The sequence below is a fragment of the Paenibacillus sp. MCAF9 genome (assembly GCF_052114265.1).
Lineage (GTDB): Bacteria > Bacillota > Bacilli > Paenibacillales > Paenibacillaceae > Pristimantibacillus.
This window is the reverse complement of record NZ_JBFREL010000029.1, coordinates 1-12,078: the sequence shown is the minus strand read 5'-3', so window position 1 is coordinate 12,078 and position 12,078 is coordinate 1. Positions and strand designations below refer to the sequence as shown.

Genomic DNA, 12,078 nt, shown 5'->3' with positions numbered 1-12,078 from the left:
TCTCTCCTAACCTTTCACCGTGAAACGTGGACTGATCTGCGGTGAGTCAGGTTCAGCCGTTTACACTTGCCGAGATAGAACTAGCAATTCTCCAAAATGCTTCACGATTCCTGCATGCCGACAAAACTAGAAGCATACCGCTAACAGCTGACAAAAAACGAGTCGCTTTCAGACATAAAGTTTATGTGTTTGTTACGCAAATAGACCAGAGAAAGAACGCTTCAACAATTTCCACCAGCCTGCCCGTTCAACAGACAAGGGGGCATCCACATCAAATTCTTTGAGCACTTGATCGCCTTGATAGACAACAAGCTTGCCAATCGGTTGACCGATTTGAACTGGCGCCTTGAGCGGACCCGCAATTTTCAGCTCATAACGGATATCTTTAGTTGGACTGCCCTTTTTAAGCAGAACGCTGTACGCATGCTTAGCGACAAGCGGAAGTTCCGCGGCAGTGCCCTTCTCGATTTTCAGCGTCCCCATCGACTCGCCTTCTTTAATAATCGAGTGATTCATATACTGCGCGAAAGTGTAATCGAACATTTGCGACACTTCAGCATTTCTGGTTTTCGTATCCGGCTCTCCCATTACAACAGCAATGACGCGCATGTCATCACGCCTTGCTGTAGCCGATAGGCAATATTTTGCTTCACTCGTGAAGCCAGTCTTCAAACCATCAGCGCCACTATAAAAACGTACTAGCTTATTCGTATTTACGAGCCAGAAAGGTTTCGCGGACGTCTTCCTTAAATAATCCTGATAAAGCCCTGTATATTTGGTTACTTCCGAATGCTTTAACAGCTCCCGAGACATCACCGCAATATCATGCGCCGATGAGAAATGATTAGCTACAGGCAGGCCGTTTGGGTTAGAAAACTGTGTATCGTTCATGCCAAGCTGCTGGGCCCGCTCATTCATCATCGTTACGAATTGCTGCTCTGTACCCGCAAGCTTCTCTGCCATTGCCACGGATGCATCATTCCCTGATGCAAGCGCTATGCCCTTAATCATATCGTCTACGGTCATTTCTTCTCCCGGCTCAAGAAAGATTTGAGAGCCGCCCATAGAAGCTGCATATTCGCTCGTTTGTACCTTGTCTGTAAGTTTAATCTTGCCGTCATCAAGTGCCTCCATAATAAGCAGCAGCGTCATTATTTTGGTGATACTTGCAGGCGGTAGCTTATCATGGCTATTTTTTTCGTAAATAACCGTCCCGCTATCCGCATCCATAAGGATGGCAGAACGAGCTGAAGGTGCTAAATTAGCGTTAGAGGCCTGACTTTGCGGCGCAGGGGTCGGACCGGGAGCTGGTGTTGGCTCCACAGCAGCAAAAGCAGCTGTCGGCAGCACAAGCGCGAATGCAAGAATGATTATACAGAGCTTCATAGTACGATTTACCAACTAAATCTCCTCCTGTAAAAGTTTTGAGAAGCAAAACTCGCTTCGTAAGCATTTGCTTAGTTCTGAGATGCAAAACTTGCTTCGTAAGCATTCGCTTAGTTTTGAGAAGCAAAACTCGCTTCGTAAGCATTCACTTAGTTTTGAGATGCAAAACTTACTTCGTAAGTGTTCTAAGCTGCGCAATTCGCATATATTTCTCTTTTTAGTGTTGACTCTTAAGTTGGAAATTATTCCATCAGCTAGAGTTAATTGAAACGCAAAAAAATCCGCCCCCAAATTGCGGAGCGGATTTCATAATAAAATATTTAATTATACCTAGTAATGCCTTCTGCTGTTATTACGGATAATAGCAATGGACGAGACAGCGGCTTCTCCGAAGATATCGTATATGCTTGCTTTACTCGCTCAGCAACTGCAAGTGTGGATTCATTTGATTCACGTACATGAAGCAGGGCAAGCGTATCACCAGCATTTACAGGATCTCCAAACTTCTTGCGAAGCGTGACTCCAACGGCGTAATCAATTGAAGCGTCGTATGTCGCCCTTCCTGCACCAAGCAGCATAGCGGCTATCCCCAGCTGTTCGGCTTCAATCGCGTTGACAAAACCAGAGTCCGAAGCTTTCACTTCTACAATGAAAGGCGCTTGCGGAAGCTTAGTTGGATCATCAACAATTGAAGCGTCCCCACCCTGTGCAGTAATAAATGCTTTGAACTTATCTAAAGCAGCTCCGCTTGCTATCTGATCGCGCAGCAGCTGCTTCGCAGACTCCACAGAATCGGATTTCCCGCCTAAGATAACCATATGGGCCCCAAGCGTTAAACAAAGCTCTGTAAGATCCTCAGGGCCATTTCCTTTGAGCGTTTCAATTGATTCTTGTACTTCCAACGCATTTCCGATCGCAAAGCCAAGCGGCTGATCCATATCACTTATAACAGCAGCCGTATTCCGTCCGACCTCTGTTCCGATATCTACCATCGCTTGCGCTAATTGCTCAGAATGCTCTAGTGTTTTCATAAATGCTCCACTGCCTGTTTTGACATCAAGCACGATGGCATTAGCGCCTGCAGCAATTTTTTTGCTCATTACTGAGCTTGCGATAAGTGGAATGGACTCTACTGTAGCGGTAACATCACGTAGGGCATATAGCTTCTTATCCGCTGGCGCAAGATTTCCGCTCTGCCCTATGACGGATAAACCAATATCGTTCACCTGCGTCATAAATTTCTCGCGTGAGAGCTCCGTACGAAAGCCTTCAATGGACTCCAGCTTATCAATCGTGCCGCCAGTGTGGCCTAAGCCTCGACCGGACATTTTGGCAACAGGAATGCCTACGGATGCGACTAATGGCGCAAGGATCAAAGTTGTTTTATCCCCAACGCCTCCTGTGCTATGTTTATCGACTTTAATTCCGCTAATAGGACCAAGATCGACCTGATCGCCTGAATTAGCCATTGCAAGCGTTAAAGCTGCTGTTTCTCTAGGCGTCATCCCTTGAAAAAAAACAGCCATCGCCCATGCTGACAGCTGATAATCCGGGATATCGCCACGAGAATAACCATCAATTAAAAAAGTTAACTCAGAAGCGGTCAGCTCGCCGCCATCTCTTTTCTTCTGTATAAGATCTACCGACCGCATTTGTCCCTCTCCATTCACCATTACGTTGTTGATCCGTTATAATGCGCGTCGCTCCCTCTGCACCTGGACAATAATCTCATCTAAAGTCTGGCTTAGTACAAGCACGTCCAAGTGCTGAAGGCTTTCATTCAATAGAGCTGCTTCTATCATTTTTTTACGCAACTGCTCCATCTGCGTGAGAACTTGCTTGTCCATGTCATTGTCCACTCCATCTTTCTTTGATCATGGACATTATACGACGAAACGTAAAAAAAACACTGTCATATTGAGTCGACGAATATATTACAATTGTGTTACGAATTTGTTACATTTTCGCAATCAATGCATTAACTAGACCTAAAAATTGGGACTTGACACGTTCTGTCGTTTCCATAACTTCTCCATGCGACAGCGGTTGATCCAAAATACCCGCTGCCATGTTGCTAATACACGATATTCCAATGACCTCAATCTCTGAATGACGCGCTGCAATGACTTCGGCAACAGTCGACATTCCGACAGCATCAGCTCCAAGAACCCGCAGCATTCGAATTTCTGCTGGTGTCTCATAAGTTGGTCCAAGCAGACCTGCATACACACCTTCACGAAGTGTAAAGCCTTGCTCTTTTGCAATATCTCTTGCAACAGCGCGGAGACGCTTGCTGTATGCCTCAGACATATCTGGGAACCTTACGCCAAGCTCGTTGTCGTTTGGTCCGATTAACGGATTTTTGCCAGTCATATTCAAATGGTCTGAAATCAACATTAGGTTGCCTGCTTCATAATCCATATTGACTCCGCCAGCTGCATTGGTAACAAGCAATGTCTTCACGCCTAGCGCCTTCATGACACGTACAGGAAAAGCCGTTAGTTCCGGACCATAACCTTCATACATATGAAAACGACCGCGCATCAGCAATACCGTTCTGCCCGAAAGTGTACCAATGAGCAGCTCGCCCGCATGTCCTTCAACAGTGGAAATCGGGAAATGAGGAATATCATGATATTGAATCGTAGTCGCATTTTCCAAATAGTCTCCAAGCACGCCAAGTCCCGAACCCATAATTAATCCAATTTCCGGTCTTTGCTCTGTTTGAGCCTCGATATATTGTGCTGCTTCCTTAATGTTTGCTGCTGTTAGTCCTGCCGAAGTAATTGTTGTCATTCTATTTCCTCCTAAAAGTATGTTCATAAAACGATTTGTACCCATATTTAAAAATAATTACTCATGTTCCCGTGTAATAAGCTCAGACAGGAAGCTGGTTCCGTTAGGAGGTGCTACAACACCAAAATTATCGGCTATTGTTGCTCCAAGATCTGAGAACGTAGAACGTACTTGGAGAGGCCCTGGCTCGTTAAAAGCAGGACTCACGAGCAATACTGGTACGTATTCACGAGTATGGTCTGTGCCTGGATGTACGGGATCATTCCCATGATCCGCAGTCACGATAAGCAAGTCTCGCTCGCCAAGCTGTTTCTCAAGCAAAGGAATTGCTACGTCGAACTCTTCCAAAGCTGAGGCGTAGCCAATTGGATCGCGGCGATGGCCATAAAGCGAGTCGAAATCTACAAGGTTCGTGAACAGAAGGCCTTTAAAAGGCTGCTTCAGTTGTTCGATCGTTTTGTCGATGCCGTCCGCATTGCTTTTTGTCGGAGTAGAAGCTGTAATGCCTTCTCCGTCAAAAATATCATTGATTTTCCCAATTGCAATGGAATCGAAACCAGCGTCCTTCAACGCATTCAATACTGTTGGCTGTGGAGGCTTCACCGCGTAATCATGACGATTAGGCGTTCGTTTGAAAGCTCCTGGCTCGCCAATATAAGGTCTTGCGATGACGCGCCCTACTGTGAAGCGCTCGTCCATTGTCAGCTCTCTTGCTATTTCACAAGCGCGGTAGAGCTCCTCCAGCGGAATGATGTCTTCATGCGCAGCAATTTGAAATACACTATCAGCTGATGTATAAACAATCCATGCGCCAGTTTCCATTTGCTCGGCACCCAGCTCATCGAGTATGTCTGTACCGCTTGCTGGTTTGTTGCCAATGACTTTTCGGCCTGTTCGCTCCTCGAATGGAGTAAGCAGCTCAGGAGGAAAACCGTCCGGAAACGTTTGAAATGGCACTGTCATTTCTAGCCCCATAAGCTCCCAGTGACCAGTCATCGTATCCTTGCCAACGGACACCTCAGCCATTTTACCATAATAAGCTGCGGGAGCTTCTGAAGATGGACTCCAATCATGGATGCTCGCTATTCGATCAAGCCCCCATCTTCTAAGATTCGGAAGCTGCGTTGACGGTGCTTTTTCTATGATATGGCCTAGCGTATGTGAGCCAAGATCACCGAATGCCTCAGCATCTGGCAGTTCACCTATTCCAACGCTATCCAATACGATTACTGTTATTCGATCAAATCTCATATGTATGACTACCTCCTCTGTAATTGGGATTTATCGATGTCGACCTTTGTTAAGCACGCGGATGAGCTCGGGAATAAACTTCTTTCATTCGCTCATTGGACACTTGGGTATACTTGAGCGTAGATGATATATCCGCATGTCCTAGCAGTTCCTGAACAGAACGAATATCCGCTCCGTTATCGAGTAAGTGTGCTGCTACGGAATGTCTAAGCGTGTGTGGCGTAATCTCTTCTTCAATCCCAGCTTCCTTCGCGTACTTCTTTATCGTCTTCCAAAATCCTTGTCTTGTCAAACGTGTTCCTAGATGATTTAGAAACAACGCCGATTCAGACGCTCTTTCTGTCAGCAATTCATCACGGCCGTATTGCAAATAGTCTACAATTGCCTCCGAAGCTAACTTCCCGAAAGGAACAAGCCGTTCCTTTTGGCCTGTACCCATACATTGAATAAATTCTAGCTGCATATTAACATGCTCAATATTAAGCGAGACAAGCTCTGACACTCTAATTCCTGTTGCATAAATGAGCTCCAGCATGGCTTTGTCACGTTTGCCGGCAGCACTTGAGCAATTCGGCGTCTCAAGCAGCTTATTCGTCACAGAGACGCTTAATATGCTTGGCGGCTTCTTCTCCTGCTTTGGGGCCTCCATATAGATAGACGGATTGCTTTGAATAACGCCCTCTGCAAGAAGAAAGTGAAAAAATGCTCGTACTGACACGATGTGCCTGGATACCGTAGCGGCTTTCCTGCCCTGTTCCTTCAAGTGGAGCATATACCTCGACATGTGATGCCGCTTCACAGCAGTAAGCTCGGTCAAGCCTTGCTGGCCAACATAAGCTATAAATTGATTCAAATCCCGCTCATATGAAGAAAGCGTATTTGCTGACAAACCTCGTTCTACCCGCAAATGTTGAATGTAGCGATTTAAATGAGCCTTCATTGGACTTCCTTTCACATAAGACACCATTCTAACATGCTTTTCTACAAAAATATTCAACATTCGACTCTATTAATCCTGCTTGAGATCGTTTATCTGCACAACCTTAACAATCCCTTTACTCCCCATACCAATAAAACCAGCGAAGCCGATCAGCAGCATCTTTACTGTCTGGAGAATTAGGGTCCGTCACAAAAACCTTCATGGCATGCCCTCTAGGCTCACGATAAGGGTGTATAGGAGAAATCGCGTCGGCAAGCCAGCGATAGCCCCCTGTGACGACAAAAAGCAAAACTACAAAAACAAAAATAAAGAAAATACGGCTCGTCCATCTCCGTATCGAGAAAACCATGTAAACCAGCCTCCTTCATTAGCCGATACGTTGTCACTTGTCCATCCGTATCACCATATGAGGAGGCAGGTTCTATTATGTCAATCATCCTTCAATTGCTCGTAAGGAACGTTATTCAACAAATTTTCTATTGGCATATAAGGCTGATTAGTCGCTGTAGCAACCGGCTTATACGTTACTTTGCCTGCATGAGTATTCACGCCTTTTTGCAGCGGCAAGCTTTTTTGAACAGCGTTCATGCCATTATTCGCCAAATCAAGCGCATAGGAGCTCGTTACGTTCGTTAAAGCGATGGTCGACGTCCGCGGTACTGCGCCTGGTATATTAGCAACGGCATAATGAACGACCCCGTGCTTCATATAGATTGGATCTTTATGCGTTGTCGGCCGGTCTACCGTTGCAATCGATCCGCCTTGGTCGACTGCTACATCGACGATTACTGCACCTTTTTTCATACTTTGTACCATCGGTTCTGTTACCAAATGTGGTGCGCGTGCACCTGGAATAAGAACTGCCCCTATAAGCAAATCTGCTTTTGCAACAGCCTCTGCAATATGATATGGACTCGACATCAGCGTATGAATTCTTCCGCCAAAAATATCATCCAAATATCTCATACGGTCCGCACTTTTCTCCAAAATAACTACATTTGCACCCATCCCCAGCGCAATTTTCGCCGCATTCGTCCCTACGATACCGCCACCAATAATGACGACCTCTGCTGGTGGAACACCTGGAACCCCGCCGAGCAGCACCCCTCTTCCACCGTTAAACGCTTCTAAAAACTGCGCACCTACCTGCACTGACATTCTGCCTGCCACTTCACTCATCGGCGTAAGCAGCGGCAGGCTGCCGTTTGCAAGTTGTATCGTCTCATAAGCGATACCAGTCACTCCACTATCCACGAGCGCTTTCGTTAAATCAGGGGCTGCGGCCAAATGCAGGTACGTAAACAGCAACAAGCCTTCGCGAAAATAACCGAACTCCTCAGAAAGAGGCTCTTTCACCTTCATAATCATTTCCGCTCGCGTCCATACCTCTGCTGCGGTCGCAACGATCTCAGCACCTTCACGCTCGTAATCGCTGTCTTCAAAACCACTGCCGCTGCCCGCTCCTGTTTCTACAAGCACTTTATGCCCAGATCCTGACAACATCGTAACGCCAGCGGGAGTTAAGGCAACACGGTACTCGCTTTGTTTAATTTCTTTTGGTACGCCTACAATCATGCCCATTTCCTCCTCTAAAGCTTTGTGATTGTTGATGCTTAAATAACCGCTTTCTATGTTGTATGAGAGTTCAGTAAGGAATGATCGTCCTTTCCGTGAACTTCACAGCAAAATATATGTAGAACATAAGCTTCATTTCTATACTTTGTTATATTTCGAAAAATATGTGTCAAATTGACAAGTACCCATACCGAAATACGTCCTATCCCATAGACTGAAAAAGGAATTGCTTGATTAGGGGGGTTCTAGGTCCATTGTCAAAAATAAAAGGTATATTTAAAAGCTGTATTTCTTGTAAATCGTCTCAAAACACCAATCGGAAACTAATAACACTCCAATCAGCTAAATCCTATAAACGCTGTCTTCGGCATCTCAAACAACTCGGAATTACCCCGTTCAAAACCGTCTCAAAAAGCCGAATCATCGGTTGTCATTTTCATAAAAACTCGTCTTTACAGTCACTCTTGAGTCTTCCGCAAGTTAAGATTGTCGAAAAAGATTTCAAAATCCGCGCTCACGGCCTGCGTATTAATAATCCAAGGAAACACAGCTATGCAATGCCCCTGCTCACGCCAGCTACAATACCCGCAATTTTGCCATGGAACATTATTCGAGTAAAAGCACCCGAAGCATGGGCTACAACACGGGGAAAATCCATTAATGTCGCTATCCTCGACACAGGAATCGCCAATCATCCCGACTTGAATATCGCTGGCGGGATTAATACAATTAACGGCGGTTCTTACGCTGACGATAATGGTCATGGCACCCATGTGGCAGGCATCGTCGCAGCAGCGGGTAGAGCAGGCAAATCATTGGGCACCGCTCCTGAGGTCAATTTGTATGCGGTTAAAGCGCTGAATGAGGACGGAGAAGGATTTGTTTCGGATATTATTGAGGGAATCAATTGGTGTGTCAAAAATCGCATGAATGTCATAAATATGAGCTTTGGCGTACTCGGCTCTGAAAGCAGCGATACGCTGCACAACGCGATAAAACGAGCAGCGAAGCAAGGCATCATCATCGTCGCATCTGCTGGCAATGAGGGGCGTGCAAGCGGAGTTATCGACGAACCGGCATCTTTTAAAGAAACGATAGCGGTAGCGGCTACGACAAAAGCAAATAAAATAGCTACTTTCAGCAGCAGAGGCAGCGGGATCTCCGTTTCAGCCCCCGGCGAAAATATATTATCCACATGGCTTGGCGGTAAATATAAGAAGCTATCCGGTACAAGTATGGCCTCACCTCATGTTGCAGGCGGTGCAGCCTTGCTGCTTGCAGCAAGGCCTCGGCATAGTCGCTACGCGGTAAAAACAAGGCTGCAAAAAAAAGCGTTCAAGCTAAATAATTATAGTTCGTTTGCACAAGGTGCTGGTTTAATGCAGCTTGATCATATTTTTAAAGCTTAATAGAATGCCAAAACGGCTTGCCGTCCAGTTACGCTGGGCAGCCAAGCCGTTTATGATTGATTCTCATTTGGGTTTGCAAGGTCGTTTTTCTCTTTGCATCGATGACAAATGCCTTGAAAATCAAGGCGATGATCAAGCACAAAAAATCCGTATTCCTGCTCTAGCCTCTCTTCTAAAGGCAAAAGCCAGTCATCCTTGATTTCATCCATAGTTCCACATTGTACACATATGAGGTGATGGTGGTGATGTTTATTGCTGTCCGTACGAAGATCGTACCGCGCTACCCCGTCGCCAAAATTCAATTTTTCGACAACATGCATTTCACTAAGCAATTCCAATGTCCGATAAACCGTTGCAAGTCCGATTTCTGGAGCTTTATCCTTAACTAGCATAAATACATCTTCAGCGCTAAGATGGTCATCTTCATTTTCAAGTAAAACTCGTACCGTTGCTTCGCGCTGCGGGGTTAATTTGTAGCCCTGCGACTGCAACTGTTGTTTAATCTTATCAATCCGGGCTTCCATGATTTCCCCCCTACCACATGACTGCGCCTTTTTCAGGAAAGGTTTCCTCTCATTATAGGGGCTAACATGCCGTAAAGTCAAACATTTTGGTGTCAGATTGTGGCGCTAACGGACGCGAGAAGGGGCGAAACCCAACTGATTAATGTTGGTGAAATATAAGCCTCTAACAAAGCTGCTCCTGCAAAAAGAAATAGCATCAACACAGCTGTTGATGTAAACGAGCCCAGCTCAGGCGCAAGTTCCCCCTTTTGCCGAAGGAGCCTATTTTTGATAACGAACATGGAGAAGGATATTGCAGCAGCACTCATGATAACCATTGCCGGTATTGCAATAATATTCTGAGGCGCGATAGAGACCAGCGAGAACAGTACTCCCTTCCACGCATATTGATTGATCAGCGTCCCTACCGAAAACCCAACTAATGCCCCTTTCAAAAAATTAAGCGCGAGCACTCCCGGTATGCCAATCACCGTAATTCCGAGCAGCCATAGTACAAGCAGCCACTTGCTATGGAAAAAAAACCGATCCCAAAACGAATCCGCAGCTCCAGAACCGATGCCCTGATTGATCAGTTGAACATATTGATCTACATCTTGAGCAAGATCCTGCTGCTGCTCCAGCGTCAGTGCATTGACCATCAATGCGCCGAAGATGACACCTACGATAAAAAGAACCGACACAAAAACGTATAACGACAATTGATTTTTGGCCATGGTCACCGGACCTTTCGGAGTTGTTTGACCCCGCCCTAAAATTAGGGCCTTACTTTTAGATAGACCGTACCTATAGATAGGACACATCCTACAGTTAGGCTACAACCTTGATAAAGGACACTACCTATATTAAGGACTTCTAACACACTACATAAAGGCTTTTCGACCCCACCCAAACCCTCCCTTCCAAGGGAGGGCCCCAAGGGTTGCACCCTCTGGACACCCGCAATTCGACTAACGTTAGCGATACTCTGTGCGGATATGCTTGGCTTACTGTGGAGCGCTTTCGTCCCTGCGGGACACGCTGGAAGTTTGTGATTGCAGTGTATGCTGATCAATACTCGTTTTGAGCTACTTCAAAACTTCTTTTAAAACCTTCTAAAACTAATAGCAATGACTTGTAGCTTAGTTTTTTATTTTAGAGTTTTAGTTAAAACCCTTCCAAACTCTCCCTTCCATGGAAGATCCAAAAGGGTTGCACCCGCAGGACAACAGTAACTCGACAAACGTTGGCGGTACTCTGTGCTGGAACACATGGTTTAAGGTGGAGCACTTTCGTCCTTACTAGACACACTTGGAGATTGTCAGTTTCATTAGTTAGTTATTTAGTTTAGTTACAAACATATAGCCATATAGTAGAAAATTTAAAGGAATTTCAATATTATTGAAAACCAAGTTTCAATTTTTGGGTGTTTTTTTATAATTTGCGCTGATTATAACAATATAAATTTATGCTTCTAGAAATTGAGATCGATCAATGAATAGATTAGTTTAAAACAATAAAGATCCACTGCTCTAGATGCTAACGGACATCAGATACCTTATTTAGCTATTCTCCACCTTTTTTCTGATCTTACGGACATAGGATCTCTTATTTAGTTTTGAAAGCTTTGATTATGCTCCTTTTCATCCAAATAACGGAACTCATGTCCGTTAGTAGTCTGTTTATATCGATTTCTTCACAAATAACAGCTTTCATGTCCGTTAAGAGCGTATTTCACGACTCAAAAGCAACCTTGATATACACAATGAACCTTGCAGTGCTAAATACGAGAAGTGCGTCCCCAAAAGTAAGAGAACCACCGTAAACTAAAAAATTAACACTCAAAAACAAATATAAGAGCAGTTAAACATAAAGAAAACAATAAGCCAAAATTAGAAATATACAGCTTACGGTTCTAGAGTTCAGCAGTTCTACAGTTCTATGGTTCTAGAGTTCTGCAGTTCTATGATTCTAGAGTTCTAGAGTTCTAGAGTTGTTGAGTTGTTGAGTTCTTGAGTTCTTGAGTTCTTGAGTTCTTGAGTTCTTGAGTTATTGAGTTATTGAGTTATTGAGTTATTGAGTTATTGAGTTCTTGAGTTCTTGAGTTCTTGAGTTCTTGAGTTCTTGAGTTCTTGAGTTCTTGAGTTCTTGAGTTCTTGAGTTCTTGAGTTCTTGAGTTCTTGAGTTCTTGAGTTATTGAGTTATTGTTATTGAGTTATTG

Annotated in this window: 11 protein-coding genes; 1 reads left to right on the top strand and 10 read right to left on the bottom strand. The window is 44.8% G+C overall.

The features are described 5' to 3' along the window. Window positions 1-192: 192 nt before the first annotated feature. The 8 genes from AB4Z45_RS26785 to ald form a co-directional block, all read right to left on the bottom strand. The gene (locus tag AB4Z45_RS26785; RefSeq protein ID WP_339209679.1) at window positions 193-1,386 is read right to left on the bottom strand and encodes a D-alanyl-D-alanine carboxypeptidase family protein; all 1,194 of its coding nucleotides are present in this window, start codon (window positions 1,384-1,386) and stop codon (window positions 193-195) included. Between the two features lie 320 nt (window positions 1,387-1,706). Continuing rightward, a complete protein-coding gene (locus AB4Z45_RS26780) occupies window positions 1,707-3,038 on the bottom strand; it encodes a pyrimidine-nucleoside phosphorylase (protein ID WP_441883335.1) in 1,332 nt (443 codons plus the stop codon). Between the two features lie 36 nt (window positions 3,039-3,074). Further along, a complete protein-coding gene (locus AB4Z45_RS26775) occupies window positions 3,075-3,233 on the bottom strand; it encodes an aspartyl-phosphate phosphatase Spo0E family protein (protein WP_083682665.1) in 159 nt (52 codons plus the stop codon). 109 nt (window positions 3,234-3,342) lie between these two features. Continuing rightward, window positions 3,343-4,182 (bottom strand): purine-nucleoside phosphorylase, encoded by an 840-nt coding sequence (locus AB4Z45_RS26770; RefSeq protein ID WP_441912596.1) that lies wholly within the window; start codon window positions 4,180-4,182, stop codon window positions 3,343-3,345. Between the two features lie 57 nt (window positions 4,183-4,239). Beyond that, window positions 4,240-5,433, bottom strand: a complete 1,194-nt coding sequence (gene deoB, locus AB4Z45_RS26765) for a phosphopentomutase (RefSeq protein WP_441912595.1) — start codon at window positions 5,431-5,433, stop codon at window positions 4,240-4,242. A 49-nt stretch (window positions 5,434-5,482) separates the two neighbouring features. After that, window positions 5,483-6,373 (bottom strand): site-specific tyrosine recombinase XerD, encoded by an 891-nt coding sequence (gene xerD / locus AB4Z45_RS26760; protein WP_441912636.1) that lies wholly within the window; start codon window positions 6,371-6,373, stop codon window positions 5,483-5,485. Window positions 6,374-6,488: 115 nt separating this feature from the next. Further along, window positions 6,489-6,722, bottom strand: a complete 234-nt coding sequence (locus AB4Z45_RS26755) for a DUF4227 family protein (protein ID WP_441912594.1) — start codon at window positions 6,720-6,722, stop codon at window positions 6,489-6,491. Window positions 6,723-6,802: 80 nt separating this feature from the next. Further along, entirely contained in the window at window positions 6,803-7,948 is a 1,146-nt protein-coding gene (gene ald, locus AB4Z45_RS26750) for an alanine dehydrogenase (RefSeq protein ID WP_441912593.1), read from the bottom strand. Window positions 7,949-8,505: 557 nt separating this feature from the next. Here ald and AB4Z45_RS26745 point away from each other — a divergent pair. Beyond that, entirely contained in the window at window positions 8,506-9,357 is an 852-nt protein-coding gene (locus AB4Z45_RS26745) for a S8 family peptidase (protein WP_441912592.1), read from the top strand. A gap of 50 nt (window positions 9,358-9,407) precedes the next feature. Here the strand turns inward: AB4Z45_RS26745 and fur are convergent, their stop codons facing one another. Continuing rightward, on the bottom strand, window positions 9,408-9,881 hold the full coding sequence (gene fur, locus AB4Z45_RS26740) for a ferric iron uptake transcriptional regulator (RefSeq protein ID WP_441912591.1): 474 nt from the start codon (window positions 9,879-9,881) through the stop codon (window positions 9,408-9,410). Between the two features lie 92 nt (window positions 9,882-9,973). Then, window positions 9,974-10,594, bottom strand: coding sequence for a stage II sporulation protein M (gene spoIIM / locus AB4Z45_RS26735; RefSeq protein WP_339203331.1), 621 nt, complete (start codon window positions 10,592-10,594; stop codon window positions 9,974-9,976). Window positions 10,595-12,078 lie beyond the last annotated feature (1,484 nt).